26 protein-coding genes are annotated in these 26,090 nt (G+C 70.9%); 11 read left to right on the top strand and 15 right to left on the bottom strand.

All coding sequences use genetic code 11. The features are described 5' to 3' along the window. Window positions 1-73 precede the first annotated feature (73 nt). Window positions 74-1,702: a long-chain fatty acid--CoA ligase gene (locus I6J71_RS01890; protein WP_204093132.1), complete on the bottom strand. Its 1,629-nt coding sequence runs from the start codon at window positions 1,700-1,702 to the stop codon at window positions 74-76. 463 nt (window positions 1,703-2,165) lie between these two features. On the opposite strand from I6J71_RS01890, the gene mihF reads away from it, so the two are divergent. Continuing rightward, entirely contained in the window at window positions 2,166-2,477 is a 312-nt protein-coding gene (gene mihF / locus I6J71_RS01895; protein WP_204093133.1) for an integration host factor, actinobacterial type, read from the top strand. A gap of 94 nt (window positions 2,478-2,571) precedes the next feature. Beyond that, the gene (locus I6J71_RS01900; RefSeq protein WP_204093134.1) at window positions 2,572-3,726 is read left to right on the top strand and encodes an isochorismate synthase MenF; all 1,155 of its coding nucleotides are present in this window, start codon (window positions 2,572-2,574) and stop codon (window positions 3,724-3,726) included. Window positions 3,727-3,736: 10 nt separating this feature from the next. Here I6J71_RS01900 and I6J71_RS01905 read toward each other — a convergent pair whose 3' ends face one another. Then, on the bottom strand, window positions 3,737-4,426 hold the full coding sequence (locus I6J71_RS01905) for a 4'-phosphopantetheinyl transferase superfamily protein (protein ID WP_204093135.1): 690 nt from the start codon (window positions 4,424-4,426) through the stop codon (window positions 3,737-3,739). 137 nt (window positions 4,427-4,563) lie between these two features. Between I6J71_RS01905 and I6J71_RS01910 the strand changes: the two genes are divergently transcribed. Beyond that, complete coding sequence (locus I6J71_RS01910) at window positions 4,564-5,733, top strand: acyl-CoA dehydrogenase family protein (protein ID WP_204093136.1); 1,170 nt, start codon at window positions 4,564-4,566, stop codon at window positions 5,731-5,733. Window positions 5,734-5,820: 87 nt separating this feature from the next. On the opposite strand, the gene I6J71_RS01915 is transcribed toward I6J71_RS01910, so the two are convergent. The 4 genes from I6J71_RS01915 to I6J71_RS01930 are packed head-to-tail and all read right to left on the bottom strand — an operon-like array spanning window position 5,821 to window position 9,116. Further along, window positions 5,821-6,141: a hypothetical protein gene (locus I6J71_RS01915; RefSeq protein ID WP_204093137.1), complete on the bottom strand. Its 321-nt coding sequence runs from the start codon at window positions 6,139-6,141 to the stop codon at window positions 5,821-5,823. A gap of 46 nt (window positions 6,142-6,187) precedes the next feature. Then, window positions 6,188-6,835 carry a TetR/AcrR family transcriptional regulator gene (locus I6J71_RS01920; protein ID WP_370542191.1) on the bottom strand — a complete coding sequence of 216 codons (648 nt, stop codon included), beginning with the start codon at window positions 6,833-6,835 and terminating at the stop codon, window positions 6,188-6,190. Further along, window positions 6,832-8,376, bottom strand: coding sequence for an ATP-dependent acyl-CoA ligase (locus I6J71_RS01925; protein WP_204093139.1), 1,545 nt, complete (start codon window positions 8,374-8,376; stop codon window positions 6,832-6,834). Before I6J71_RS01925 ends, I6J71_RS01920 begins: the two co-directional genes overlap by 4 nt. Then, window positions 8,373-9,116 carry an enoyl-CoA hydratase/isomerase family protein gene (locus I6J71_RS01930; protein WP_204093140.1) on the bottom strand — a complete coding sequence of 248 codons (744 nt, stop codon included), beginning with the start codon at window positions 9,114-9,116 and terminating at the stop codon, window positions 8,373-8,375. The genes I6J71_RS01925 and I6J71_RS01930 overlap by 4 nt, the downstream gene beginning before the upstream one ends. Window positions 9,117-9,162: 46 nt before the next feature. Here I6J71_RS01930 and I6J71_RS01935 point away from each other — a divergent pair, with 46 nt between their 5' ends. Continuing rightward, a complete protein-coding gene (locus I6J71_RS01935; RefSeq protein ID WP_204093141.1) occupies window positions 9,163-10,755 on the top strand; it encodes an amidohydrolase in 1,593 nt (530 codons plus the stop codon). Between the two features lies 1 nt (window position 10,756). Here the strand turns inward: I6J71_RS01935 and I6J71_RS47495 are convergent, their stop codons facing one another. After that, on the bottom strand, window positions 10,757-11,086 hold the full coding sequence (locus I6J71_RS47495) for a TfoX/Sxy family protein (protein WP_239154365.1): 330 nt from the start codon (window positions 11,084-11,086) through the stop codon (window positions 10,757-10,759). A 52-nt stretch (window positions 11,087-11,138) separates the two neighbouring features. Between I6J71_RS47495 and I6J71_RS01945 the strand changes: the two genes are divergently transcribed. The 6 genes from I6J71_RS01945 to I6J71_RS01965 all read left to right on the top strand — a co-directional run bounded on the left by I6J71_RS01945 (window position 11,139) and on the right by I6J71_RS01965 (window position 15,768). Beyond that, window positions 11,139-11,579, top strand: coding sequence for a GNAT family N-acetyltransferase (locus I6J71_RS01945; protein WP_204093142.1), 441 nt, complete (start codon window positions 11,139-11,141; stop codon window positions 11,577-11,579). 134 nt (window positions 11,580-11,713) lie between these two features. Continuing rightward, complete coding sequence (locus I6J71_RS01950) at window positions 11,714-12,397, top strand: metal-dependent transcriptional regulator (RefSeq protein WP_204093143.1); 684 nt, start codon at window positions 11,714-11,716, stop codon at window positions 12,395-12,397. A gap of 173 nt (window positions 12,398-12,570) precedes the next feature. Then, window positions 12,571-13,392 (top strand): LLM class flavin-dependent oxidoreductase, encoded by an 822-nt coding sequence (locus tag I6J71_RS01955; protein WP_204093144.1) that lies wholly within the window; start codon window positions 12,571-12,573, stop codon window positions 13,390-13,392. A 73-nt stretch (window positions 13,393-13,465) separates the two neighbouring features. Further along, window positions 13,466-13,816: a transcriptional regulator gene (locus I6J71_RS47500; RefSeq protein WP_239154366.1), complete on the top strand. Its 351-nt coding sequence runs from the start codon at window positions 13,466-13,468 to the stop codon at window positions 13,814-13,816. A 91-nt stretch (window positions 13,817-13,907) separates the two neighbouring features. Then, a complete protein-coding gene (locus I6J71_RS01960; protein WP_204093145.1) occupies window positions 13,908-14,963 on the top strand; it encodes a zinc-dependent alcohol dehydrogenase family protein in 1,056 nt (351 codons plus the stop codon). Window positions 14,964-15,144: 181 nt separating this feature from the next. Continuing rightward, window positions 15,145-15,768 (top strand): alpha-ketoglutarate-dependent dioxygenase AlkB, encoded by a 624-nt coding sequence (locus tag I6J71_RS01965; RefSeq protein ID WP_239154367.1) that lies wholly within the window; start codon window positions 15,145-15,147, stop codon window positions 15,766-15,768. A gap of 117 nt (window positions 15,769-15,885) precedes the next feature. On the opposite strand, the gene I6J71_RS01970 is transcribed toward I6J71_RS01965, so the two are convergent. From I6J71_RS01970 to I6J71_RS01990, 5 genes are read right to left on the bottom strand one after another with little or no spacing between them, the layout of a single operon-like run. Next, window positions 15,886-16,743 (bottom strand): biotin-dependent carboxyltransferase family protein, encoded by an 858-nt coding sequence (locus I6J71_RS01970; protein WP_204093147.1) that lies wholly within the window; start codon window positions 16,741-16,743, stop codon window positions 15,886-15,888. Further along, window positions 16,743-17,354 carry an allophanate hydrolase subunit 1 gene (locus I6J71_RS01975; protein WP_204093148.1) on the bottom strand — a complete coding sequence of 204 codons (612 nt, stop codon included), beginning with the start codon at window positions 17,352-17,354 and terminating at the stop codon, window positions 16,743-16,745. The genes I6J71_RS01970 and I6J71_RS01975 overlap by 1 nt, the downstream gene beginning before the upstream one ends. Continuing rightward, on the bottom strand, window positions 17,351-18,100 hold the full coding sequence (locus I6J71_RS01980; RefSeq protein ID WP_204093149.1) for a LamB/YcsF family protein: 750 nt from the start codon (window positions 18,098-18,100) through the stop codon (window positions 17,351-17,353). The genes I6J71_RS01975 and I6J71_RS01980 overlap by 4 nt, the downstream gene beginning before the upstream one ends. Before the next feature lies 1 nt (window position 18,101). Then, on the bottom strand, window positions 18,102-18,896 hold the full coding sequence (locus I6J71_RS01985; protein ID WP_204093150.1) for a putative hydro-lyase: 795 nt from the start codon (window positions 18,894-18,896) through the stop codon (window positions 18,102-18,104). Beyond that, on the bottom strand, window positions 18,893-20,170 hold the full coding sequence (locus tag I6J71_RS01990) for an MFS transporter (protein ID WP_204093151.1): 1,278 nt from the start codon (window positions 20,168-20,170) through the stop codon (window positions 18,893-18,895). Before I6J71_RS01990 ends, I6J71_RS01985 begins: the two co-directional genes overlap by 4 nt. A gap of 126 nt (window positions 20,171-20,296) precedes the next feature. Between I6J71_RS01990 and I6J71_RS01995 the strand changes: the two genes are divergently transcribed. After that, on the top strand, window positions 20,297-21,004 hold the full coding sequence (locus tag I6J71_RS01995) for a GntR family transcriptional regulator (RefSeq protein WP_239154368.1): 708 nt from the start codon (window positions 20,297-20,299) through the stop codon (window positions 21,002-21,004). Window positions 21,005-21,480: 476 nt separating this feature from the next. On the opposite strand, the gene I6J71_RS02000 is transcribed toward I6J71_RS01995, so the two are convergent. From I6J71_RS02000 to I6J71_RS02010, 3 genes are read right to left on the bottom strand one after another with little or no spacing between them, the layout of a single operon-like run. Beyond that, window positions 21,481-22,845, bottom strand: coding sequence for a chitinase (locus I6J71_RS02000; RefSeq protein WP_204093152.1), 1,365 nt, complete (start codon window positions 22,843-22,845; stop codon window positions 21,481-21,483). Window positions 22,846-22,860: 15 nt separating this feature from the next. Then, window positions 22,861-24,741 (bottom strand): ricin-type beta-trefoil lectin domain protein, encoded by a 1,881-nt coding sequence (locus I6J71_RS02005; protein WP_204093153.1) that lies wholly within the window; start codon window positions 24,739-24,741, stop codon window positions 22,861-22,863. After that, a complete protein-coding gene (locus I6J71_RS02010) occupies window positions 24,738-25,841 on the bottom strand; it encodes a glycoside hydrolase family 75 protein (protein ID WP_239154369.1) in 1,104 nt (367 codons plus the stop codon). The genes I6J71_RS02005 and I6J71_RS02010 overlap by 4 nt, the downstream gene beginning before the upstream one ends. Between the last annotated feature and the right edge of the window lie 249 nt (window positions 25,842-26,090).

Below are 26,090 nucleotides of genomic sequence, written 5' to 3' on the forward strand. Positions count from 1 at the left end.
GGCTGTCCTGAGGGCGTCCAGACTCCCGCAAGACAGCCGCCGCATGATCCACGACGCGCCGGAGAACCGCCGGTTAGAGCTGGGAAATGTCGAGCTTTCCCGCTGAGTAGGACGCGCGGATGCGCTTCTTGTCGAACTTCCCGACGCTGGTCTTGGGCACTTCGTCGACGAACGTCCAGTTCTCCGGCAGCTGCCACTTCGCGACCTTGTCGGCCAGGTAGTCACGCAGTTCCTCGGCCGTGACGCTCTGGCCCTCCTTGACGACGACGGCCACCAGCGGGCGCTCGTCCCACTTCTCGTCGGGGATGCCGACCACCGCCGCCTCGGCGACGGCCGGGTGGCCCATGACCTGGTTCTCCAGGTCGACCGAGGAGATCCACTCGCCGCCGGACTTGATCACGTCCTTGGCGCGGTCGGTGAGGGTGAGGAAGCCGTCGGGGCTGATCTTGCCGACGTCACCCGTGCGCAGCCACCCGTCGTGGAACTTCTCCGGGTCGATCTCGTCGCCGCCGTAGTAGGCGCCGGCGATCCAGGGCCCCTGCACTTCGAGCTCGCCCACGGCCTCGTTGTCCCACGGCAGCTCCTCGCCGCTGTCCCCGATGAGCCGCGCGGCCACCGAAGCGGGGAACCGGCCCTGCGTGTAGCGGTAGGCCCAGCGCTCCTCGCCGGTCGACGAACCCGGCGGCCGGGCGACACTGCCCAGCGGCGACGTCTCGGTCATGCCCCACGCGTGTAGGATCGGCACGCCGTAGCGCTCCTCGAACGCGTGCATCAGCGACGGCGGCGCGGCCGACCCGCCGACGACCACTTCCCGCACGTGGGAGATGTCCTGCGGGCTCGCGTCGAGGTGGGCGAGCAGGCCCTGCCAGATCGTCGGCACGGCGGCGGCGAAGGTCGGCTTCTCGGCCGCCAGGATCGCGGCGATCGGCTGGGGCTGCAGGAACCGGTCGGGCATGACCAGCGACGCGCCCACCATCAGCGCCGCGTAGGGCAGGCCCCACGACATCGCGTGGAACATCGGCACGATCGCCAGCGCCTTGTCCTCCTGGGCCAGGCGCATGCTGTCGGACATGCAGACCTGCATCGAGTGCAGCCAGATCGAGCGGTGCGAGTAGGCGACGCCCTTCGGGTCGCCCGTGGTGCCCGACGTGTAGCACATCGCGGCGGCCGAGCGCTCGTCGATCTCGGGCCAGGCGAACTCGCTCGGCTGGCCCGCCAGCAGCTCGTCGTAGGCGTGCACGGTGATGCCCTCGGGGGCTTCCAGCGCCTTTGCGTCGCCGTTGGCCACGATCACGTGCTTGACGGTCTTGAAGTTCGGCAGCTGCTTGGCCAGCAGCGGCACAAGCGTGCCGTCGACGATCACCACGTGGTCCTCGGCGTGGTTCGCGACGAAGGTGAGCTGTTCGGGGAAGAGCCGGATGTTCAACGTGTGCAGCACCGCGCCCATGGCCGGCACCGCGAGGTAGGCGGCCAGGTGCTCCGCGTTGTTCCACATGAACGTGCCGACGCGCTGGTCGCCGGTCACGCCCAGGCTCCGCAGGGCGTTGGCCAGTCGCGCAGCGTGTTCACCGAGCTCAGCGTAGCTCTCCCGGCGTCCTTCTGAACCGGTCCAGGTGATCACTTCGCTCTTCGCATGCACCTTCGTGCCGTGCCGCAGCAGCTTCGCCAGCGACAGTTGCCCGTCCTGCATCGTGCTCAACATGGGTGACTCCCGTGGTGCTCGTTCGCCGGTGAACTGGGGTGCCGCAGACTCTAACGGCGGAGAGGGTCCGCGGGCATGGTCAACTCGGGCAACCGTTCGGTCACGGGCGTCCCCGTAACGGGTGGCCGCCGAGCTGGGCCTTGATCAACTTCTTACCTCGCTTTTCCTTGCAGGGCAACAAAATATGTCGTCGTAACCGGTTCGAAATAGAGCCTCTTTCGGGTGAGGTAATGGCGCGGAAAACACCGGACGTCCGACGTTTCCGCAGGCTGTGAGGGGTCCCTTCGCGACTTGCCCACCGGGTGGTCGGAGGGTGATAAGTGCGTGTCGGTTGCGCAGGCTTGCGGGTCGTGGCGTTTACTGGGGCCGTGGTAAGAGACGGCTGGCCAGCGCTTGCGCTTGCAAGCATCGGGAAAAAGCCGTCGGCCGCGAAAGCGGAGACCTGAGAGGAAAGGACACTACGTTGGCTCTGCCCACGTTGACTCCGGAGCAGCGCGCCGAGGCCCTCGCCAAGGCGGCAGAGGCTCGTAAGGCGCGCTCGGAGCTGCTCGCGTCGATCAAGTCCGGCACCACGAGCATCGAGAAGGTGCTCAAGCAGGCCAAGGAGAACAAGACCATCGGGAAGACGAAGGTCACCCAGCTGCTCAAGGCCGTCCCCGGCCTTGGCGCGGTCAAGGTCGCTGCGCTGCTCGAGCAGGCCGGGATCGACCCCGACCGCCGGGCCGCGGGCCTCGGCGAGCGCCAGCGCGAAGCGCTGATCGACGCGCTGAAGTAAGGACCCCGGTCTCCCGCGGGGAAGGTGTGCGCCGAAGGTGTTCTTCTGGCAACACTTTCCCCGCGGAGCTCCCGGATCCTGGGACGCTGGTCCGGTGACGACCAGTACCGCACCGGCGACCCCGGTCGAGACCACCGTCCGCTACCAGCGCGGCGACTTCCTGTTCGCGACGGCCCGGCGAGCACTCCTCGCCCAGGGTTCCATCCGCGCCGTGACCGACACCGACGCACGGCGCCTGGCCAGAACCGTGGCCGAGGAGCTCGATCGCTCCGGCGTGCCGCTCGCGGTGGGAGCGCTGCCCTTCGACACCGGTCCGGACACCACGACCCCGGGCCACCTCGTCCTGCCGCGCACCGTCCACCGGGCGCAGGCCGAGGCCGACGGCGCCGCGCCCGGCGCGCCCGAGGAGCTGCCCGCGCCGGGGGTGACCCGCGAGGTGCCGTCGGCCGACGGCCACAAGGCCAACGTGCGGGCGGCCGTCGCCGCCCTGCGCGAGCGCGGCCTGCGCAAGGCCGTGCTCGCCCGAGCGCTCGAGCTCGAGTTCGACGCGCCGATCCCGGTCGAGTCGATCGTGCGCAACCTCGCGCGTGGGAACCCGCGCCACTTCACCTACGCCGCCGAGCTGCCCGGCGGGCGCACGCTCGTGGGCGCCACGCCCGAGCTGTTGCTCTCCCGCGCCGGCGACTCCGTGTACACGACCCCGCACGCCGGGTCCATGCCGCGCTCGGCGGATCCGGTGGCCGACCGCGCGAACGGCGAGGCGCTGCTGGCGTCGGCCAAGGACCAGGAAGAGCACGCCGTGGTCATCGACTACGTCGTGGAGGCGCTGCGGCCGTTCTGCCGCAAGCTGGACGTCCCGGCCGGCCCGGAGCTCGTCTCGACGCCCGCCATCTGGCACCTGCGCACCGCCATCACCGGCGAACTGGTCGACCGCTCCGTGACGGCCCTGGATCTCGCCGCCGCCCTCCACCCGACGCCCGCCATCTGCGGCACCCCCACCGCCGCCGCGCGCGACCTGGTCCAAGAGCTCGAGCCGTTCGACCGCGGCTATTACGCCGGAACGGTCGGCTGGGTGGATGCGTCGGGTGATGGTGAGTGGGCGGTGGCGATCCGGTGTGCGGAGGTGGCCGGGGCGTCGATGCGTCTGTATGCGGGTGGTGGGATCGTGCCGGCGTCGGATGCGGAGGCGGAGTTCGAGGAGACGATCGCGAAGTTCCGCACACTGCTGGGCGCGATGGGGCTGGACTAGCTGCTCCGGCTCACGGGAGCCAGTGCTCCTCCGTCACTTCCAGCTCCGACGTGGTCAGCGCCGCGACGGCGGCGCGGTGGCCTTCGGCGGCCTTGAGGTCGGCCAGGCGCGTCCGGGCCGGGTCCAGCGCCGGGTCGGTGGAGGACACGAGCGCGGCGGGCGCGTCGTGGGCCGAGAACGTGATGCTCTGCAGCGGGATCTTCAAGCCCTTGCCGGTGGCCTTCATGACGGCCTCCTTGCGGGTCCAGTAGACGAAGAAGGCGGCGGGCCGGTCGGCCTCGGGCAGCTCGGCCACGGCGGCCTGCTCGGCCGGGCTCAGCGCGTACTCGATCAGCGACCGGTCGGCCTTGCGTGACGACGTCTCGACGTCCAGGCCGACCGGCACACCGTCCGTGGCCGCCACGCCGACGAGGTTGCCGGAGTGCGAGATGGACAGCGTGAGGTCCGAGCCGGGCACCGTGGGGCGGCCGTGGGGCTTGCCGCAGTCGGCGCAGGTGGCGTCGAAGACGACGGACTCCGGGGAGCCGCCGAGGCGGGCGGCGGTGAGCGTCTTGGCCAGCACGCGGCCGGTCAGGAAGCGACGCCTGTCCAGCTCCTGCCGGTAGCTCCCGTAGCGGACGCGCTCGAGCTCGTCGAGCAGCCGCAGGAAGCGCTCCTGCGCGGGCAGCGGCTCGGACCACCGAACCAAGATCTGCGTCACCTGGCATCCTCCTCGTCCACCCCCGATCTTCCCGGCGCGGACGCGCGTTGTCACGGTAACCGGCCGGGTGCTGGGGGGCCCCGAGCCGACGCGGTACCCTCGACTAAGCAAGCGCTTAGCCGCATGAGGGAGACTCCATGGATTTCACCCTGAGCACCGAAGAACGCGAAGTGCGCGATTGGGTCCGCACGTTCGTCCAGCGCGAGCTCGTGCCGCGCGAGCAGGAGGTGCTCCGCCGCGAGCGCGCCGGTCAGCCGGGCGTCACCGCCGACGAGCTGCGGGAGCTGCAGCTCAAGGCGAAGGAGTCGGGCTTCTGGGGTGTGCTGACGCCCGAGGAGTACGGCGGCATGGGGCTCTCGGCCGTGATGGCCGCGCTGCTGGAGGCCGAGCTCGGCCGCACCTTCGTGCCGTTCCGCTTCGGCGGCGCCGCGGACAACATCCTGTTCCACGCCAACGAGGAGCAGAAGCAGACCTACCTGCTGCCGACCATCGCCGGCGACCGCAAGTCCTGCTTCGCCATCACCGAGCCGGGCGCCGGCTCCGACGCGAAGGCGATCCGCACCACCGCGCGCAAGGACGGGTCCGACTGGATCATCAACGGCGAGAAGACCTTCATCACCGGCGGCAACGAGGCCGATTTCGTGATGGTCTTCGCCATCACCGACCCGGAGAAGGGCGCGAACGGCGGCGTCACGTGTTTCCTCGTCGACCGCGAGCTGGGCTGGAAGTCCGAGTACATCGACACCATGGGCGAGTGGGGTCCGGCTTCGCTGGTGTTCCAGGACGTCCGCGTGCCCGAGTCGCAGATCCTCGGTGAGGAGGGCCGCGGCTTCGAGCTGGCGATGCAGTGGATCGGGCAGGGCCGTTACCTGCTGCCCGCCCGCGCGATCGGTTCGTGCGAACGGTTGCTGAGCATGGCCATCGAGCACGCCAACACGCGCGAGACCTTCGGCCAGAAGATCGCCGAGCGCCAGGCGATCCAGTGGATGATCGCGGACTCCGGCGTCGAGCTCGAAGCGCTGCGCTGGCTCGTGCTGCACGCCGCGTGGCAGGTGGATCAGAAGATGGATTCGCGCCACGCGCAGTCGATGGCGAAGCTCTACGGCGGCCAGAAGGCCAACGAGATCGTCGACCGTGTGCTGCAGATCCACGGTGGTATGGGCTACACGCGGGAGCTGCCGGTCGAGCGCTGGTACCGCGAGCTGCGGCTGCTGCGCATCTACGAGGGCACCGACGAGATCCAGCGCCGCACGATCGCGCGCAACCTCCTCAAGGGCCACGTGAAGGTCGGCGGCGCGTTGGGCTGAACCAGTCCCGGAACGCCGCGAAGGCCTCGTGGCAGGACGCGGAGTCCGGCCACGAGGCCTTCACGAGGGTTACGGTGTTCTCAGGAACTACTTGCTGTTGCGGAGGGCGATCGGGACGCCGGCCAGGTCCTCTTCGTTGCAGAGCACCTTCACGTCGTAGTAGGGCGAACCCTGGCGGTCGTCGTAGTCGAGGTGGATCGCCAGCACGTCGAGCGGTTCACCGAGCCACTCCTGAGCCTGTCGTAGCCACACCGCGCAGCGCTCCAGTGCAGTCGGCAGATCGTCGTCGCGGAACTCGACCGGGCGATAGGGCACATCTTGTACCTGATCGCGGGGGTGGGAAGGAGCGGGCAGGCTAGGTGCGAGACCCGAGTCGTCCAGTTCCAGTTGGATCGTTTGCTCAGTCACCCTTCGAGCGTCCCCCACGCGAGGCCAATCAGCAAGGCGTACGCCGCTAAAACCCCGGCTGAACAGGCACGTCCCACACCTGGGCGACCACTTCGAGGCACTGTGCCAAGTCGGTGACGCGCACCGCGGCGGGGTGGCCGAGCGCGCCCAGCGCGAGCTCCGCGTAGTGCGTGGCCAGGCCTTCCAGCGACAGCGGCCCGGCCGGTGAGTACCAGTGCGCGACGCCGCTGCACATCTCCAGCAGGGCGAGCCGCGTCACAGCCGGGTGTGGGGTGTGGAACACGCCGGCCCCGACGCCGTCGGCGATGGCGTGGGACCACAGCGCTTCGTACTCGTCCCGCAGAGCGACGACCCGCGTACGCGCGGCATCCGAAAGCGCGTCGACTTCGTTGTCCACCACGCGGGTTTCGGCGGGCCGCGCGGCGTGCGCGAGCACGTGCAGCGCCACCAGCGATCGCAACCGCGCGACCGGATCCGCCGCGCCCGCGGTCGCCTTCGCCGCCGCGTCGAGCAGCCGCCGCAGCGCGGTGGTCATGATCTCGACGAGCAGATCCTCCTTCGTGCCCATGTAGTGGTACAGGCTCGCCGAAGACAGGTCGGCCTCCTGCGCGAGATCGCGGATCCCCGTGCCGTGGAAACCCTTGGCGGCGAACAGTTTCACCGCTGCCGCGCGCACGCGCTCGCCGCTGCTCACAGCCATGTTCCCGTCGTCCGGTCCCACGCGCCCGCACGCAGGTCCACGACCTTCCGCAACTCAGCCTTCGCGACGCGTTCGGACGGGGTCAACGGCAGCTCGTCAGCGAACGCCCAGAACCGCGGCACCTTGAAGTAGGCCAGTTTCTCCGCGCAGAACTGCGCCAGTTCCTCGGGCTTCGGCCGGTCGCCGTCGCAGACGACGTATGCCTTCACCTCTTCGCCGCGCAGCTCGTCGGGCACCGCGAGCACTGCGGCGAGGCGCACCGCCGGGTGCAGCACCAGCACGCGTTCCACCTCGTCGGCGGACACGTTCTCGCCGCTGCGCCGGATCATGTCCTTGGTCCGGCCCACGAAGAACACGCGCCCGTCGGCGTCCATGCTCGCGAGGTCGCCTGTGTGGAACCAGCCGCCGGCGAACGCGCGTGCGGTCGCTTCGGGATCGTCGTGGTAGCCGTGCATCAGGCCGATCCCGCGGATGAGCAGCTCGCCGGTTTTTCCGCGGGGAACGGGTTTTCCGTCTTCGCCGGAGATCATCACCTCACGGTCGCGGGTCGGGCGGCCGATGCAGCCGGTGCCGACGGCGAGGTCGTGATCTGCTTCGGACACGCGGATGTCGCCACCGGTCTCGGTCATCCCGAACGCCTCGTACCACGGCGCACCCCAGCGCTGCTCCAGCTCCGCGTGAAGTTCCCGTGGGATGGCCGACGCGCAGATCGCGCGGACGCGGTGGTCGCGGTCGGCGGGGTGCGGCGGCTGGCGCAGCAGCAGTGTGGGCATCAGGCCGAGGCAGTAGAACCACGTGACGCCGTGTTCCCGGACCTTCGCCCAGAACGTGCTCGGGTGGAAGCGGTCGAGCACCACCAGCGTCGCGCCGCCCGCGAGTCCCACCGCGACGTTCCACTGTGGATCGATGTAGTGGAACGGCTGCGCGGTCAGCAGCACGTCGTCCTCGCCCACGGCGGGGAAGTCCGTCGCGAGGCTCACCGCGAGCGTGGTCCAGTACCGGTGCGGCAGCACGCAGCCCTTGGGTGCGCCCGTGGTGCCCGACGTGTACTGGATGTTCACGGGTTGCTCGGCCACCACGGACACGACCGGCGCGGCCGCGCGCGGCGCCGGCGCGGTCAGTTCCGCAGGCGTCAGCACCCGCTCCACCGCCGTGTCGGGTGCGATCTTCGCCAGCAGCGCCACGAACTCGTCGGCTGCCACGGCGAAGCGCGCGCCGGAGTGGCGCAGCACGTGGGCGCCGTCGAATTCGCGGTAGTTCGTGTTCACCGGCACCAGTACCGCGCCGAGCTTCGCCAGCGCGAGCCACAGCAGCGGGAATTCCGGCTGGTTGCGCAGCATCACGGCAACGCGGTCGCCGGACCGCACGCCCAGCTCGTGCAGCGCGGCGGCGAACCGGCCGCTGCGCTCGTCGACGTCGGCGAACGTGAAGCGCTCGCCGGTCGAGTCGAACACCCACGCCGCGCGCTCCGGCCACAGCTGCGCGGCCCGGCTGACGAGCGCGACGAGGGTGTCCGCTTGCGCCAAGGGCTTCACACCCGGCTCCGGAACGCCTCGGTGGACTCGCGCACGGCGGCCGAGTGCTCCGTGATCAGCGCGTGGCTGACCTCCAGTTCGAGCGCCGACTCGAGGGCGTGATCGATCCCGGCGTCGAGCGCGCGCTTGGCCATCGTCGCGGCCTCGGCGGGGTGGTGCGCGATCTTCTCGGCCCAGCCCAGTGCCAGCGGCATGAGCTCGCCGGCGGGTACGGCGGCGTTGGCCAGCCCGAGCTCGTGGGCGCGCCGGCCGTCGAAGCGCTCGCCGAGCAGCAGCAGTTGCTTGGCCTTGAGCGGTCCGACGAGCAGCGGCAGCAGGCGCGAGGCCGCGCCGGTCACGCTCAGCCCGAGCGAGACTTCGGGGAACGCGAACACGGCGTCCTCGGCGGCCAGCACGAGGTCGCAGCCGAGCGCGAACTCCGCGCCGGCGCCGATCGCGTAACCGTGCACCGCGGCGAGCACCGGCTGCGGCAGCGCGCGCAGCCTTCGCGTCACGTCCTGGAGCCGGTCCAGCCGCGCCCGCGAGTCGCCGTCGGGGGTCGGCTCCTTGAGGTCGTGGCCGGCGCAGAACGCGCGCCCGTTGCCCGACAGCACGACCACGCGGGCAGCGCTGCGCGCGACGCCGTCCAGTGCCGTCAGGAAGTCGTCCACCAGCACGGGCGCCACGGCGTTGAGCCGTTCGGGCCGGTTCAGCCGGATGTGCGCGATGCCGCCCTCGACGGCGAGGTCCACGGTGCTCATGCGGCGAGCCTAGACGTTCGATCGATCGATCGATAGGGTCGGCTTCATGCGAGTCGACGCGGTGTACGAGAACGCCCGGCTGCTCACCGGGGACGGTGCCACCGGGAACGGTGCGCTTGCGGTGCTCCACGGCCGGGTCGTGGCGCTGGGGGCGGACGCGGAGGAGCTGTCCGCGCGAACGCGCATCGACCTCGGCGGCGCGCACGTGGTGCCCGGTTTCCACGACGCCCACAACCACATGGCGTGGTTCGGCATGGGCCTCGACGACGTGCCGCTGAGCGACTGCCGCACCGTCGAAGAGGTCTACGACGCCGTCGCGCACCGCGCCGCCGAGCTGCCTGCGGGCAGCTGGGTCGTCGGGAGCGGTTACGACCAGAACAAGCTCGCCGGCGGCGCGCACCCCGACCGCCACGGCCTCGACCGCGCGGCGCCCGGCATGCTGGTGCGGCTCAAGCACACGTCCGGGCACATGACCGTGGTCAACTCGGCCGTGCTGCACCAGCTGGACCTCGCGCACGTGCCGGTCGGCGGCGACGTCGTGCTCGATGCCGAAGGCTCGGCGACCGGGCTGCTGCGCGAGCAGGCCCAGCTGCTGCTGCGGCCGCTGACGTACCCGGCACCGATCGACGCCGTGGTCCGCGGTCTCGACCGCGCGAGCGAGCGGTTCCTCGCCGAGGGCATCACGAGTGTGCAGGAGGCCGGCATCGGCGGCGGGCTGGTCGGGGAGACGCCCGCCGAGCTGGCCGCCTACCAGCTGGCGCGCGAACGAGGGGTGCTGCGTGTGCGCAGCACCGTGATGGTCGCCGCGAGTGTGCTGCACGACCTGCCTGACGGCGCGGGGTTCGGCCTCGACCTCGGCCTGCGCACCGGTTTCGGCGACGAGTGGCTGCGCGTCGGGCCGATGAAGCTCTTCGCCGACGGTTCTCTCGTCGGGCGCACCTGCGCGATGCACGAACCGTTCGCCGGTGAGCCGGGCAACCGCGGCTACTTCCAGGTGCCCGAGGAGGAGCTCACCCGCACGATCCGCCTCGCGCACGACGCCGGCTGGCAGATCGCGACGCACGCCATCGGCGACCGCGCGATCACGGTGGTGCTCGACGCCTACGAAGCCGCGCTCGTCGCTTCGCCGCGCAAGGACCACCGGCACCGCGTCGAGCACTGCGCCGTGCTGCCGCCCGCGGAGCTGGCGCGCCTGGCGTCGCTGGGGCTGATCGCGTCGCCGCAGGGCCGGTTCGTGAACGAGCTCGGCGACGGCATGCGCGCGGCGCTCGGCGAGGAGCGCGTGCCGTGGTGCTACCGCCTGCGCAGCGTCCTCGACGCCGGCGTCGAGCTGCCCGCGAGCTCCGACCGGCCGGTCGTGGACGGCGCCCCGCTGCTCGGGCTGGCCGACATGGTCAACCGGCGGACGGCGTCGGGCGCGCCGTTCTCACCCGGAGAAGCGCTCACCCCGGCGGAGGCGTTGCGTGCGTACACGTACGGCTCGGCGTACGCAACCTTCGCCGAAGGTGACCTCGGCACGCTCGAGCCCGGCAAACTGGCCGACTTCGTCGCGCTTTCGGGTGATCCACTGTCTGATCTGGACGGTGTCCGCGTGCTCGCCACGGCCGTGGGCGGCGAACTGCGGTACGAGGCGCCGTGAGCTACCGGCGGCCGACGAACGCGAGGGCTTCGCGCGCGAGCGCGAGCCACGCCAGTGGTGCGTCTTCGGCGAGGGTGAACCACTCCTTCATCGGCGTGCCCTTGTTCGCGTCGAATCGCACGCCGTGCCCGCCGGCCACCAGCTCGTCGACGCGCGGCTTCGGCAGCTTCACCACGAGGTGCCCGCGCACGAACATGGCGAAGATCCGCTTGTCCACGCGCAGGGCACTCGACCCGAACCCGCTGCCGGGACGCGGCGGCTCGACGCCGTGGGCACCGTCGCTGTCCAGCAGCTCGTCGACGAGGTCCTCGAACCGCTCCTCCGGAGTCATGCCCGCACCGTAACCGCAAGCACCGACAAGACCGACCAGATTGGGGCTCCCGATGCCCGTCCGCGACGCCGTCTTCGAAGACGCCGAGGAGATCTGCGCGCTCATCGAAGAGCACGCCGTGTACGAGGACAAGCACGACCTCAAGCTCGACCGCGCCGAGATGAGCGCGCACCTGTTCGGGCCCGAGCCCAAGGCGTGGGTGCTCATCGCGACCCCGCCGGGCCACCCCGGCGTCGTCGCCGGTTTCGCGTTCTGCAGCTGGAACTTCTCCACGTGGCAGGCACGGCCCGGCATCTGGCTCGACGACCTGTTCATCCGCCCCGAGCACCGCAGGCACGGCCTGGGCCGGGAGCTGCTCGACGAGCTGCGCTCACGCACCACCGGCCGCGTCGAGTGGGACATGCAGGCGGGCAACGAGAAGGCCGCAGCGTTCTACGCGCAGCTGGGCGCCGAACCGGTGCCGGGCTGGATCCGGTACCGCTGGCGGCCGTGAGGTCCGCCGGCCTGACCACACAACGGATCGCGCGGCAGACCACCCGGCGGCGCCGGTCCGCACCGAGGTCGTTGAGCGTCGAACCACGTTCGGTGCGTCCGGATGGTGAGAGGTGAACCCGTATCGTATGCAGCATGGAAGATGGTTCCGTCCGAAGGTCGTCGTCGGTCGAGGACTACGTGCGCGTGATCTACGGGCTCGTCGAGCGCGGCGAGGCCGTGACCAACGCGACGCTGGCGGGACGCCTCGAGGTGAGCCCGTCCTCGGCGTCGGGCATGGTCACGAAGCTCTCGCAGCTCGGACTGGTGGCGCACGTGCCGTACCGGGGGATCGAGCTGACCCCGGAGGGCCGGCTGCTCGCGCGTTCGGTGCTGCGCCGGCACCGGCTGATCGAGACGTACCTGGTCTCCGAGCTGGGCTACACCTGGGACGAGGTCCACGCCGAGGCCGACGCGCTGGAGCACGCCGTGTCCGACCGGTTGGTGGAGCGGGTCGCCGCGAAGCTGGGCAACCCGCTGCGCGACCCGCACGGCGACCCCATCCCCGCGCCCGACGGCAGCGTCGAGGAGCTGCCGATGCGCATCCTCGACGACCTGCCGCCCGGCGCCGTCGGCGAGATCGTGCGCGTGTGGGACACGGACCCGGACCTGCTGCGCTACCTCACCGAGCACGCCATCGGCCTCGGCGAGCGCATCGAGGTGGTCGAGCGCCAGCCGTTCGGCGGGCCGATGGTCGTGAAGGTCGGGCAACCGCCGGACGCCGCGACGCACGCCATCGGCAAGGAGATCGCGCAGGCGCTGTCGGTCGCCGTCCGCTGAGCGGTTCGGTGGGGGCTTCGGTGAGCGGTTCGGTGAGCGGTTCGGTGAGCACTGTGTACTGACAGCCTGTCCGCCTGCGCTGAGCACAGGAGCGCCGTCCGCCGCGGCGCGTACGCCCGGGTGTCGCTCCTGGACGGATGTGCGCTACCCCGGTGAGCCCCGACGATGGCGCCATGACCACGAAACCGTTCCGCTTCGGGATCGTCGCCGGGTACGCCCCGGACCTCAAGGCCTGGACCGACCAGGCCCGCCGGTACGAGGACCTCGGCCTCGACACCCTGCTCGCCACCGACCCCGTCGGCGACGCCGACCCGCTCACGCTCGTGCCCGCAGCCGCCGCCGTCACGAGCCGGCTCACGCTCGGCACGTTCGTGCTCGCCGACCCGTTCCGCGACGCCCGCCAGCTCGGCTGGCAGGTCAGCACCCTGCACCGCGTGACCGGCGGCCGCTTCGAGCTCGGCCTCGGCGTCGGCAGGCCCGGTGCCGGCGACTTCGCTCGCCGCCTCGGCCGCAGCTTCGCCAAGCCGGGCGAGCGCATCGCGCGGCTGGCCGACACGATCGCGTTCCTCAAGCGGACGCCGGAGCGGCCGCGGCTGCTGCTCGCCGGAGGCGGGCCGAAGATGCTCGCGCTCGCCGCACGCGAGGCCGACGTCGTCACCCTGTCGTGGGCGCCGGGCACGACCGAGACCCAAGCCGAATCCATTGTGGACGAATTCCGGGAACTGGCCGGCTCGCGATTCGACGACATCGAAATCTCGGTGAACCTCATCGCCGTGGGAAATGCGCCCGCGCCCCACATCGCGAAGTACACCGGAGTGGACGTCCCCGAACTCGTGGCGGGCGGCGCAGTCACGGTTCTGCCGGAAAACCCCGCTGCGGCAACGGAAACTCTTCTCCGCTGGCGGGAACGGTGGGGGATTTCCTACGTCACCGTCAATTCCGCCTACGCGGAACGCTTCGCGGAGATCGCGCGTTCTCTCTCCGCAGGCGGGTGATGGCCCTTCCGATCATGTGGAGTCCGGCCTACGCTCCGAAGTTTCCACAGCGACATGGTTCGGAGCGTGTGCGATGACCGGTCAGCGAACGTCGATGATGGACAGGGCGGAAACAGCGGAACGGGATCTTGGGCGGTTGCTCGAGTCCGGACCGTTCGCGGACGCCCTGCGCGCGGCAATCAGAGCGAGGGGGCTGGGTTTGGACCGCATCAGGTATCGGTTGAGGGGTCGGGGGACTTCCTTGAGCCTTGCGACGCTGAGCCACTGGCAATCGGGCCGGTGCCGCCCGGAGCGTCCGGAATCCTTGCAGGCACTGAGGAATCTCGAAGACATCCTCGGCGTCCCGCCGAATTCACTGCGAAGACTGCTCGGCCCGCCAAGATCTCGCGGCCAGTACCACCCGCCGGCACCGCCGCTCACCTGAGCGCGACCGGCCGCGGCGAACGGCGCGCGCCGCCTGACGCAGGCCCGCGCCGTTCGCCGCGCTCGACCACCCGCTCTCTACGATCGGGCCCATGCGTGGCGTGGTGATCGAAGAGTTCGGGGTGCTGCCCCGGGTGGTCGAGGTGCCGGATCCGGTGGTGTCACCCGATGGGGTGGTCATCGCGGTCGAGGGGACCGGGGTGTGCCGCAGTGACTGGCACACCTGGCGGGGCCACGATCCGGCGGTGAAGCTGCCGCACGTGGCCGGCCACGAGCTGGCGGGGCGGATCGCGGCGGTCGGGGAGGATGTGCACGGGTGGCAGGTCGGGGCCCGCGTGACGGTTCCGTTCGTGTGCGCGTGTGGCACTTGTGCCCAATGTGCCCGCGGTGACCAGCAGATCTGCGACGACGAGTTCCAGCCCGGCACGACCCATTGGGGGTCGTTCGCCGAGTTCGTCGCGATCCGGCACGCCCAGGCCAACCTCGTGGCGCTGCCCGACGCGATGTCGGCGGCGGAGGCCGCGGCGCTCGGCTGCCGGTTCGGCACCGCGTTCCGCGCGGTGCTGCGCCAGGGCGGGGTGCGTGCGGGCCAGTGGGTGTCCGTGTACGGCTGCGGTGGCGTCGGGATCTCGGCTGTGCTGCTGGCCACCGCCGCGGGGGCGAAGGTCGTGGCGGTGGACGTGTCACCGGCCGCGCGGGCGCTGGCCGAGAAGTCGGGCGCGGTGCTGAGCGTGGACGCGGGCGCGTTCGACGGGCCCGAAGCGCTCGCCGAGCACGTCCGGCTGCTCACGGACGGCGGCACCCACGTGTCGCTCGACTGCCTGGGCTCACCTCAGACGTGCGCCGCGTCCGTCGGCAGCCTGCGCAAGCGCGGCCGGCACGTGCAGGCCGGGCTGATGCCGCCCGCGCAGGGCGTCGCGCCGATCCCGATGCACCGCGTGATCGGGGGCGAGCTGGAGATCGTGGGCGTCCACGGCCTGCCGGCCCACGAGTACCCCGAGCTGCTGAGCGTGGTGCAGCGATCCGGCATCGACCTCGCCGGCCTGATCGGCACGCGGATCGGCCTCGACGACGTGCCGGCCGCACTGGCCGCGATGAGCGATCCGGTGCCGGCGCGCGCGGGGGTCACGGTTGTCGAGCCGCGGTGACGCACTGTGACCGTGCGCGGGTGGTGGAGTCATGTGTCCAGTTTGTTGCCGCGCGAAACCTGGTCTGTGACACATGGGTGTGGCAGCGTCAACAGCGGCGGTTCTGGCGAGGGGTTATGACCGCAGGAGCGCTCCGGCCGGACCCTTCGGGGTCGCTCCTGCGGAGGGGCACAATCGTGGTGTGGAGCTGTTGCCTCGTCCCCGTGCGGAATTCACGCCCGGTGCCGTCCACGTCCCCGGCTGGCTGAGCCTCGACGAACAACGCTCGCTCGTCGCCGCCTGCCGCGGCTGGCGCGGGTACCGCCAGACCAGACTCCCCAGCGGTGGCCTGATGTCCGTGCGCATGGTGTGCCTCGGCTGGCAGTGGATCCCGTACCGCTACTCGCGCACCCGCGAGGACGGTTCGCCCGTGGAACCGTTTCCGCGCTGGCTCGGTGACCTTGGCCGGCGTGCGGTGGCGGAGGCCTACGGCGTCGGGGAAAGCACTTACGGACCCGACGTCGCTCTCGTGAACTTCTACGACGCCGCCGCCAAGATGGGCATGCACCAGGACAAGGACGAGCGCGCACTCGATCCCGTCGTCTCCCTGAGCCTCGGCGACACGTGCGTGTTCCGCTTCGGCAACACCGAAACGCGCAACCGCCCGTACACCGACCTCGAACTGAGGTCGGGCGACCTGTTCGTCTTCGGCGGCCCGTCGCGGCTCGCCTACCACGGCGTGCTGCGGACGCTGCCCGGCACGGCCGATCCGGAGCTGGGCCTGACGGGGCGGCTCAACCTGACGTTGCGCGTGTCGGGTCTGTGAGGTGCTGCCTCCGGCTGCAGCGCGGGTGGGTGGGCATTGCTCTCGTGGGGTGGTTGCCCGTCCGGCACACCGCGGGCGCTCAGGGAGCCGGCGGCGTTCTCGCTGGTCGAGGCGGCGTCAGCGCAGCGCGAACCGCACGTGCTGGCCGGGCCGCAGCTGGGCCGCGACGTCGAGGTCCGGTTCGTCGACGACGGCCGGCACGGGGTAACCACCGGTCACGGGGTGGTCGGCCAGGAACAGGATCGGCACGCCCGACGGGGGCACCTGCAGCGCGCCGGGTACGGCCGCTTCCGGGAGCAGCTCCCCGGTGCGGGCGCGCGTCAGTGGGGGGCCGTCGAGGCGGACTCCGACGCGATCGAGGTCGGCGGTCACGGTGTAGCGGTCGGTGACCAAAGTGGACAGTGCGGTGCCGGTGAACCAGCCGAGCCGCGGGCCGGGCGTGATGCGCAGGACGGGTTCCTCGGCGAGCCGGGGCAGCGGGGCGAGGTCGGCGACCGGGTAGCCGGCCACGACGTGGCCCACCGGCAGCGTCATCCCGGCGGTCAGGGGCGGCGGACCGAGCCCGCCCATGGTGTCGGTGGCCCGGGCGCCGAGCACGGGCCGGACGTCGAAGCCGCCGCGGATGGCGACGTAGCACCGCAGGCCGCGGGTGGCGGTGCCGAGCACCAGTTCGTCGCCGGCTCGCAGCGCGATCGGTCCGTTGGTGGCCGCCGCGCGCCGGCCCGCGCGTACCGCGACCTCGGCGCCGGTCACGGCGACGGTCGCCGCTTCGGAGACCCGCAGGCGCAGCCCGCCGAGGGTCACCTCCAGCGCGGCGTGCGTCTCGGGATTGCCGACAAGCCGGTTGGCCAGGCGCAGCGAACCGCGGTCGGCGGCCCCGGACCGCCCGACGCCGGCGGCCGCGAGCCCGGGCCGCCCGAGGTCCTGCACGGTCGCGAAGGGACCGGTGGCGAGCACTTCGGCCTTGGCCGTCATCACCGCTGCTCGAACTGGACGCGAGTGCCGGGCGGCAGCAGGCTGGGCTCCGCGCGGTCGGCCTCCCACACGAGCGCGCCGGTGCGGCCCAGCAGGTGCCAGCCGCCGGGCGACGATCGCGGGTAGACCGCCGAGTACTCGCCCGCGATCGCGACGGACCCGGCGGGCACCCGCGTGCGCGGCGTCGAGCGGCGCGGCAGGTGCAGCGCGGGGTCCAAGCCGGTCAGGTACGCGAAACCCGGCGCGAAGCCGCAGAACGCCACCTCATACGCACCCGCCGCGTGCCGTTCCACAACCTCGCGTACCGACAGCCCTGACGCTTCCGCGACGGCGGCCAGGTCTTCGCCGTCGTAGCGCACCGGGACCTTCACCGGGCCCGGAGCAGCGCGGTGGAAGTCCACAGTGGACCTTTCGCGGAGCTCGCGGGTCAACGCGGCGGCATCGGCGACCGCGGGGTCGAAGCGCACCAGCAGCGTGCGGGCCGCGGGCACGACCTCCACGACCCCGGCCGGCGGGGCGAGTTCGAGCGCGGCCTGGTAACCGAGCACGTCGTCGACCTCCACCAGCAGGGCCGAACCGCCGTAGGGCAGGACAGCGCTCGCCTCACTCACACGAACGACTCCAGCTTCACACCCGCGTCCGTCAGCGCGGTGCGGATCCGCCGCGCGAGGCCGACCGCACCCGGGGTGTCGCCGTGCACGCACAGGGAGACCGCGCGCAGGTCGAGCTTCCCGCCCTCGATGTCCACGACCTCGCCGGTCGTCGCCATCGCCGTCGCCCGGGTGGCGACCTCGTCCGGGTCGTGCAGCACGGCGCCCGGCTTCTTGCGCGAGACCAGCCTGCCTTCCGGCGTGTACGCGCGGTCGGCGAACGCCTCCGCGTAGCCGGTCACACCGGCCGCCGTCGCGGCGCGCAGCATCTCGGAGTCCGGCGGGCACAGCAGCGCCAGGTCCGAGCCGTACCGCTGAACCCCGGCCACGAGCGCCGCCGCCTGCTCCGCGTCGACGGCCGCCGTGTTGTACAGCGCCCCGTGCGCCTTCACGTACTTCACGCGGCTGCCGGCGGCGCGCGCGAACGCGTCGAGCGCACCGATTTGGTAGAGCACGTCGTCGGTGAGGTCCTGCGCGTCGATGTCGAGCGCGCGCCTCCCGAAGCCGGCGAGGTCGCGGTAGCCCACGTGCGCGCCGATCGTCACGCCGCGTTCGGCCGCGCGTTCACACACCCGACGCATCACGCCCGGGTCGCCCGCATGGAAACCGCACGCGATGTTCGCGCTGGTGACGATGTCGAGCATCGCCTCGTCGTCACCCATCTTCCAGGCGCCGAACGCTTCGCCCAGGTCACTGTTCAGATCCATGTCACTCCACCCGGTGGTCACTGTCGAGTTGGTCCGTCAAGAACATGTACCCCGGCGCGTGCGTGATGGCGAACGGCGGCCGGGACGCCATCAGCGCGGCCTGCGGGGTGACGCCGCACGCCCAGAACACCGGAACGTCGCCGGGTTCGGGGTCCACGGCGTCGCCGAAGTCGGGCCGCGCGAGGTCGGTGATGCCGAGCACCGCCGGGTCGCCGGCGTGCACGGGCGCGCCGTGCACCGCGAGCATCGCCGACGTGATCCGCACGGCTTCGTCGACCAGCCCCGCCGGCAGGTAACGCATCGAGACGACCATCGGCCCGTGCAGCCGGCCCGCCGGCTCGCACTGCCGCGTGGTCACGTACATCGACACGTTGCGGCCCTGTGCCACGTGCCGCAGCGGCAGGCCGCCCGCGGCCAGCGCCGTCTCGAACGTGAAGCTGCAGCCGATCGAGAACGCCACCATGTCGCTGCGCCACAGGCCCGTCGCGTCGGTCACCTCGCCGGTCAGCACCCCGTTGTGCCACACCCGGTAGCGCGGCAGATCCGTGCGCAGGTCCGCGCCGGGCGCGAGCCGCGTGGCCGGGTCACCGGGTTTGCTGATGTCCAGCACCGGGCAGGCCTGCGGGTTGCGCGCGCAGAACAGCAGCACGTCGTCGGCCCAGTCCTGCGGCACCGCGATGAGGTTGGTCTGCGTGTACCCGAGGGCCCAGCCGGTCGTCGGACGGTCCGTGCCCGCGCGGAACAGGGCGCGGGCTTCGGCCGGGCTCAGGGCCGCCGGGTCGCGGAACGTGGTCATGATCGGATCCCGGCGAGTTCCCGGCCGCGTGTCTCGGGCAGCCACAGCAGGGCCAGCGCGGCGATCGCGTAGCCGACGGCGCCGAGCGCGATCGCGCCGCCCGCGCCCATGAACCCGACCACCGCGGGGAACGCGGCGCCCACCGCGCGGCCGAAGTTGTAGGTGAAGCCCTGGCCCGTCGCGCGCAGTTCGGTCGGGAACAGCTCCGCGAGGTAGGCGCCGAAGCCGCTGAAGATCGCCGACGTCGAGAAGCCGAGCGGGAAGCTGATCAGCAGCATGAGCCCGTTGGCGCCGTAGGGCAGTTGCACGAACAGCACGATCAGCGCCGCCGACAGCACGGAGAAGAGCAGGAACGTCTTCTTGCGTCCCATCAGGTCGGCGAGGTAACCGCCGCAGACGTAGCCGATGAACGCGCCGGGGATCAGCAGCGCGAAGTACCCGCCGGTGCCGACCACGGAGAGGCCGCGGCTGGTCTTGAGGTAGTTCGGCAGCCACGTGAACAGGGTGTAGTAACCACCCTGCACGCCGGTCGCGAGCAGCGCCGCGAAGATCGTGGTCTTCAGCAGGTCGAGGCGGAAGATGCCGCCGAGCGAGGACCACGGGTTGGCCTTCGTGCGAGCCCTGAGGCGGCTTTCCGTCGCGTGCTCCGCGTCGGACACGCTGCGCCGGACCCACAGCACGAGCAGCGCCGGCAGCACACCGACCCAGAACAGCACCCGCCACGCGACGGCGTCGTCGAGCACGCTGAACAGGATCGTGTAGACGATCACCAGCAGGCCCCAGCCGACGGCCCACGCGCTCTGCACGAACGCCACTGTCCGCCCGCGGTAGCGAGCCGAGCAGTACTCCGCGACCAGCGCGGCGCCCACTGCCCACTCGCCGCCGAAGCCGAGGCCCTGCAGGCCGCGGAACACCAGCAGCGTCCCGAAGTTCGGCGCGAACCCGCAGAGCACCGTGAACAGCGCGTACATCGCGATGGTCAGCTGCAACGTGCGGACGCGGCCGATGCGGTCGGCCAGCACCCCGGCGCCGATGCCGCCGATCGCGGAGACCACCAGCGTCGTCGTGCTCAGCAGGCCGGCTTCACCCGAGGAGATGCCGAAGTACGCCGTGATGGCGGCCAGCCCGAAGGGCAGCGTCTGGTAGTCGAAGGAATCGAGGCCGTAGCCGCCGAAAGCGCCGAAGAAGGCGCGGCGGCCCTTCGGCCCGAGGGAACGGAACCACTCGAACGGGCGGGCTGCCCTCGTGGTGCCTGCTGTCACGTTCGTGTTCATCGGGTACCTCGCAGTGGGGAGTACTCATCGTGGCACGAGTCACATGCCAGGCACCGTACGGATTGTTCAACGATTCCACAAGTCTCTCATTTTATTGTTCTCATCCCTGCGGCTACGCTGGGCGACGTGGACACCGACGAGAGCCGGCTGGGGCTCGAAGCCGACCGTGGCCTGCTGAGCCGCACGAGCACCGCGGAGCGGGTCGCGGGTGTGCTGCGCACGCGCATCGCCGAGGGCTTCTTCTTGCCCGGCGGGCGCCTGTCGGAGCAGGACATCGGCACCGCGCTCGGCGTCTCGCGCAACACGCTGCGCGAGTCGTTCCGCCTGCTCACGCACGAGCGGCTGCTCACTCACGAGCTCAACCGCGGCGTGTTCGTGCGCGTGCCGACCGTCGCCGACGTGCGCGACATCTACCGCGTGCGCAAGCTCGTCGAGTGCGCCGCGGTCCGCGGGATCACCGAGCGGCCGGCGTCCTTCGCGCGGATCGCCGCCACGGTCGCGGACGGTGATGCCGCCGCGGCCGGCGGGCGCTGGCAGGACCTCGGCACCGCCAACATCAGGTTCCACAGCGAACTCGTCGGGCTCACCGGCAGCGAGCGGATCGTCGAGCTGATGCAGGGACTCACGGCCGAGCTGCGCCTGGTGTTCCACGTGATGGCCGACCCGCGCCGGTTCCACGAGCGCTACCTGCCGCGCAACCACGAGATCCTCCGGCCGCTGGCCGAGGGCGACGGCGCGGCGACGGAAAAGCTCCTCGCTGGTTACCTCGACGACGCCGAGGCTCAGCTCGTCGAGGCGTACTCGGAGCGGTCGGCCGAAGCCGCCGGCGTCTGACGCGTCCGCGCTCCACACGGGACACACGGCGGCGGCGAGATCCTTGGCGTGGCCACGAAAATCGCCGTGACCGCACGCGGGCTGTGTGCTGCGCCACGGAAAACGTTTGTCGTTACTTGCGCGGGTACGGCGCAGTTTCGCGCCTACTTCCGTCGTAAACCGGATGAAGCGCCTGCTTACATCACGGCTGTTCGCGCGGACGGGCAGCCGCCGGTGCACGTTCGGGCCGTCCGCCGCCCGCGCCGGGTGAAGATCGCCGCAGACTGGTTAACGTTTTCGTCAGGCCGCGTGACGCGAAGGCAGCCCAGGTCCCGGAACCCCCAGACGGGACGTCGGCCCGTTCGCCCTTCCGGATCGGGATGGTCGCCCCCAGGACCGATCCGGGTACGCGGCCGGGAGATGGTGGAGATGGTGGAACGGCGGCGAACCGTGATCCCCGGGGGGAGATCACGGTTCGCCGTTGTCTATCCCCGCGGTCAGCCGGCGTAGCGGGCGAACACCTTCGTGTAGTCCCACGGCTGCTGCGAGACCTTCGAGCAGCTGTCGGCCGGGCCGCCGGTGCACGGCCGGTCGCGGTTGGCCGACCAGAACGTGAGCCGTGCCAGGTGGTGCTGGTTGGCGTAACCCAGGATCGTCGTGAAGTCGGCCACCGTCACCGTCTCGTTCTGATCCGTGATGCCGTTCATGGACGAGATGCCCATGTGGCGGTAGGCGGTGTCGTCGCTGTAACCGTAGGCGTTCTTCACCACGTTCTTGAGTCCTTCGGCCGCCCGCAGCGTGAGCGTGCCCATGTTCTGCCCGGCACCCCCGAAGTCGAACGGCATGATGACCCAGCCGTCCGCGGTGAGCCCGGACTGCGCCGCGCGGTTGACCAGACCCGCGTCCGGCCCGCTGGTGCCGGTGCCGAACGTGACGTAGATCTTGACACCGGGGTTGTTGCTGCGCACGGTCTTCAGCGCGTCGACGGTCCGCTGCTGAACGGTCGCGTTGCTGTAGGCGTCGGCCTCGATGTCGATGTCGATCGCCTTCAGGCCGTAGGCGTTGATCACCTTCTGGTAGGCCGCCGCGAGCTCACCCGCGCTGCCGCACGACGACTCGAGCTTGTTGCCGCTGTAGCCGCCGAACGAGGGGATCACGTCGCCGCCCGCGCCGCGGACGGTGTTGATCGTCCCCTGGTCCACGCCACCGGTCAGTGGGCGCGAGCCGTCCCACTGCGGGTTGCAGTAGCCGTTGGACAGCACGAACGCCAGCGTGAACCACTTCACACCCGTCGCGTTCATGATCGTGGTCGGGCTCGGCGGGGCGCCCCAGCCGTTGTAGAGGTAAGGCGCCACGGCCATCGCGCCGGCCGACGGCGGTGGTGTCGTGTCGCCACCACCTGAGGGCGCGGTCCACTTCTGGTTGGCGGTGCCGGTGCACGTCCAGATCTGCAGGCGCGTGCCGTCGGCCGAGCTCTGGCCCGTGGCGTCGAGGCACTTGTTCGCGGCCGGGTTCACGATGTCGTGGGCCGCGGTGACGACCCACTGCTGGGCGCCGGTGCCGTTGCAGTCGTACAGCTGGACTTTGGCACCGTCCGCTGTGGACGCCGCGGTCACGTCGAGGCACTTGCCGAGGGCGCGGATCGTGCCGTCACCGGAGACGTCCCACTGCTGGGCCGTCGTGCCGTTGCAGCCGTAGAGCTGCACGGCGGTGCCGTTGGCGCTGCTCGCTCCGGCGACGTCGACGCACTTGCCGCCGATGCCGGTGATCTGCCCGGTCGCCGCTTGCGCGCTCGCCGGAATCAGGGTGACGGCGGAGGCGGCGAGCAGGCCGCCGATCGCCGCGAGAATTCGTGTTCTCATCGGGAACTCCTGGGATCAGGGAGCGGTCCACTTCTGATTGGCCGCACCGGTGCACGTCCAGATCTGCGTGCGGGTGCCGTTGGCGGAGGTGTTGCCGGTGACGTCGAGGCACTTGTTCGCGGCGGTGTTCACGATGTCGTGGGCCGAATTGGCCACCCACTGCTGCGCGCCGGTGCCGTTGCAGTCGTACAGCTGGACTTTCGCACCGTCCGCTGTGGACGCCGCGGTCACGTCGAGACACTTGCCCAGCGCGCGGATCGTGCCGTCGGTGCCCACGGTCCACTGTTGTGCGTTCGTGCCGTTGCAGTCGTAGAGGTCCACCGCGGTGCCGTTGGCGGTGTTCGCGCCCGCGACGTCGAGGCACTTTCCGGCCAGGCCGGCGATCCGGCCCGTGCGGCCGGTCGGCGGCGGGGTGCTACCGCCGCCGGACTGCGTGCCGTTCCACGTGAACGTCGCCGAGGTGTGGCCCGGCAGCGGGTAGGTGAAGGACTGGCCACCCCAGTTCACCCGCACGCTCTGGCTGCCCGTGCCTGAGTTGTACGCGATCAGCGCCTTGGACCCGTCGGGGTTCTTCCACGCGACGTTCCGCACTGCCGATCCGTCGTTCGAGTCGATCCGCACCGCGCCGGGCTTCACGAACTTGGTGAGGTGGCCCATCGTGTAGTACTCGACCGTGTAGTCGACCTGCCCGCTGCGCGAGTCTCCGTTGTGGACGGTGATGAGGCCGGTGCAGGTGCCGCAGCCGCCGGTGTGCGGGCCCATGTTCTGGTCCACGGCGAGGCTCCACTTGGTGACCGAGCGACTCCAGTTGCGGGCGTAGTCGATGATGTTGTTCATGTCCTCGGCCTGCTGGTTGGCGATCCAGGTGCCGCCGGAGTGCTCGGTCGAGTACGCGTTCACGTTCGGGTACTGGTTGTGCACGGTGGTCTGCGTCGCGACGTTGCCGCCGTAACCGTGCCAGGCCATGCCACCGAAGTTGGGGTCGTTGCGGATCGACGCGTCGTCCATCGTGGGCGCCGCGTAGGCCTGGTACTGGTCCCAGTTCCAGTCGAGCGCGAGCACCTTCGTGGGCAGGCCCGCGGTGTGCAGCGCCGGGAGCAGGTTGTTCTTCGTGAAGTAGGCCAGGCCCGAGCCGTTCCAGTTCGTGGACGGGTAGCCGGTGCAGCACGTGGGTTCGTTCGACACCGACAGGTAGTCGATCGGCACGCCCGCGCTGCGGTAGGCCTGCAGGTACTTCACGAAGTACTGGGCGTAGGCGCCGTAGTACTGCGACTCGACCCAGCCGAGGTTGTAGCTGTCGTTGTCCTTCATCCACGGCGGCGCGCTCCACGGCGACGCCATGATCTTCAGCTGCGGGTTGAGCTGCTTGGCCTGCTGGGTCAGGGGCAGCACGTCGGCCTGGTCGTGGGCGATGGAGAAGTGCGTGAGGCCGGGGTCGGTCTGCCCGGCCGGCATGTCGTCGAAGGTGTAGCTGAACCGGGCGAGGTCCGACGCGCCGATCGGGTTGCGCAGGAAGCTCAGCCCGATCCCGGTGTTCGGGTCGAAGAGCTTCTGCATCACGGAGTTGCGCGTGCTCGCCGACAGCGCGCCGGAGGAGTTCATCAGCCACGCCGCGGTGTCGGTGAACGACGCGCCGCCGCCTTCGAACTGCTGGTAGGTGGTGTTCTCGTTGACGTTGACCGTCTGCTGGCCGCTGCCCGTGCCGGCGGAGAACGCGATCGACGGCTGCTGTTGCAAGCCGCGGGTCACGTTCACGCCGCGCGAGTCGTCGGTCGTGGTGAGCCAGACGTTCACCGTCTCGTTGGCGGCTTGGGCAACCGGAGCGGCCACTGTGGACAGTGTGGACGCCGCGAGGGCCGTGGCACCGAGGAGCGGGAGCAGGTGGCGTCTCCTCATGCGCTCGGCACCGTCCACTTCTGGTTCGCGCCGGTGGTGCACGTCCAGATCTGCAGCCGCGTGCCGTTGGCGGAGCTGTTGTCCGTGGCGTCGAGGCACTTGCCCGACCCCGCGTTCACGAGCTGGCTCGAGGAGTTCGCCGTCCAGCGCTGCGCGGCGGTGCCGTTGCAGTCGTAGATCTGCACCTTCGTGCCGTTGGTGGTGCCGGCGCCCGCCACGTCCAGGCACTTGCCCAGCGCGCGGATCGTGCCATCGCCGGAGACGGTCCACTGCTGTGCGGCGGTGCCGTTGCAGTCGTAGAGCTGCACGGCGGTGCCGTTGGCGCTGTTGGCCGCCGCGACGTCGACGCACTTGCCGCCGAGGCCGGTGATCGGGCCCGTGCCGCCGCCGGTGGGCGGGTCGGTCTGGCCGGCGCCGACCCACTGGCTCGCCGCGGACTCACCGACGCTCACCGCGGTGGTGTGGTTCTCGATGGGGCTCACGCGGTTCGGGAAAACGACGTAGGTGACCGGGCCCTCGGTACCTCCCGTGCTCGGGTCGGGGTCGATGCCGAGGCTCACGGCCGTGGCGTAGGAGGCTTCACCGATGATGCTCGTCGGGCCGGTGTCACCGACCACCGCGTAGGCGACTTTGTTGTTGTAGATGACGGCGACCACGGAACCGCCGTCGATGCCGTACTTGCGGTAGTCCCAAGTGGACGTCGGTTGCGGGAGCACGACGTACGGGAGCTGGGCCGCGTTCAGGGGCTGGTCACCCGAGGTGTGGAACGCCGTGTCGGGGTAGAAGCAGCAGTCGGTGTTCTCGTTGCACTGGCTCGTGCGCTGGCCGTCGCAGTCGATGTCCAAGTCGGCCTTGAAGAACACGGCGCTGCCCGACTGGCACACGGGCACCGTGGCCGCGCCGCCCTCGTCGTAGCTGTACTTGCCGTTCGAGATCTGCTGGCACGAGCCGGTTTTCGCGAGCAGCTGCGCCGCGGTGGGGGCGGCTGCGGGTGCCGCGAGTGCCGCGGGTGCGGCCGGAGCCGCCGTTGCCGTGGTACCGGAGATGAGGGAGAGCGCTAGCAGGGCACACCCTGCCAGCGCGACGAAGAATCGCCGCACTTGGAGTCTCCTTGGGGGATGGGCAGAGGCCGGTGGGGAAGGGGATCCGGTGGGGACCGAACCCGCGCGCGGGCCCCGGCGGTGCCTCGCGGGTGGAGGCGGGCCGGTGGGGATCCGGGGCTCCGGGTGCGTGTTCCGATCGGGATCGCACACCCGGACGCTGTGAGGTGTTCGAAGGGGTGTTCTCAGGGGGGAGGTGGAACACCGCGCGGGACCACCGGAGGAGGAAGAGGAGGCGAGTGGCCCCGC

Source organism: Amycolatopsis sp. FDAARGOS 1241, assembly GCF_016889705.1.
Classification (GTDB): domain Bacteria; phylum Actinomycetota; class Actinomycetes; order Mycobacteriales; family Pseudonocardiaceae; genus Amycolatopsis.

What these genes read in the sequence shown, in the direction of transcription:
- I6J71_RS01890 (WP_204093132.1), bottom strand. Translation starts at nt 1,702, where the DNA reads ATGTTGAGCACGATGCAGGACGGGCAACTGTCGCTGGCGAAGCTGCTG.
- I6J71_RS01910 (WP_204093136.1), top strand. Translation starts at nt 4,564, where the DNA reads ATGGATTTCACCCTGAGCACCGAAGAACGCGAAGTGCGCGATTGGGTC.
- I6J71_RS01930 (WP_204093140.1), bottom strand. Translation starts at nt 9,116, where the DNA reads ATGAGCACCGTGGACCTCGCCGTCGAGGGCGGCATCGCGCACATCCGG.
- I6J71_RS01935 (WP_204093141.1), top strand. Translation starts at nt 9,163, where the DNA reads ATGCGAGTCGACGCGGTGTACGAGAACGCCCGGCTGCTCACCGGGGAC.
- I6J71_RS47495 (WP_239154365.1), bottom strand. Translation starts at nt 11,086, where the DNA reads ATGACTCCGGAGGAGCGGTTCGAGGACCTCGTCGACGAGCTGCTGGAC.
- I6J71_RS01945 (WP_204093142.1), top strand. Translation starts at nt 11,139, where the DNA reads ATGCCCGTCCGCGACGCCGTCTTCGAAGACGCCGAGGAGATCTGCGCG.
- I6J71_RS01950 (WP_204093143.1), top strand. Translation starts at nt 11,714, where the DNA reads ATGGAAGATGGTTCCGTCCGAAGGTCGTCGTCGGTCGAGGACTACGTG.
- I6J71_RS01955 (WP_204093144.1), top strand. Translation starts at nt 12,571, where the DNA reads ATGACCACGAAACCGTTCCGCTTCGGGATCGTCGCCGGGTACGCCCCG.
- I6J71_RS47500 (WP_239154366.1), top strand. Translation starts at nt 13,466, where the DNA reads ATGACCGGTCAGCGAACGTCGATGATGGACAGGGCGGAAACAGCGGAA.
- I6J71_RS01960 (WP_204093145.1), top strand. Translation starts at nt 13,908, where the DNA reads ATGCGTGGCGTGGTGATCGAAGAGTTCGGGGTGCTGCCCCGGGTGGTC.
- I6J71_RS01970 (WP_204093147.1), bottom strand. Translation starts at nt 16,743, where the DNA reads ATGACGGCCAAGGCCGAAGTGCTCGCCACCGGTCCCTTCGCGACCGTG.
- I6J71_RS01980 (WP_204093149.1), bottom strand. Translation starts at nt 18,100, where the DNA reads ATGGATCTGAACAGTGACCTGGGCGAAGCGTTCGGCGCCTGGAAGATG.
- I6J71_RS01985 (WP_204093150.1), bottom strand. Translation starts at nt 18,896, where the DNA reads ATGACCACGTTCCGCGACCCGGCGGCCCTGAGCCCGGCCGAAGCCCGC.
- I6J71_RS01990 (WP_204093151.1), bottom strand. Translation starts at nt 20,170, where the DNA reads ATGAACACGAACGTGACAGCAGGCACCACGAGGGCAGCCCGCCCGTTC.
- I6J71_RS02000 (WP_204093152.1), bottom strand. Translation starts at nt 22,845, where the DNA reads ATGAGAACACGAATTCTCGCGGCGATCGGCGGCCTGCTCGCCGCCTCC.
- I6J71_RS02005 (WP_204093153.1), bottom strand. Translation starts at nt 24,741, where the DNA reads ATGAGGAGACGCCACCTGCTCCCGCTCCTCGGTGCCACGGCCCTCGCG.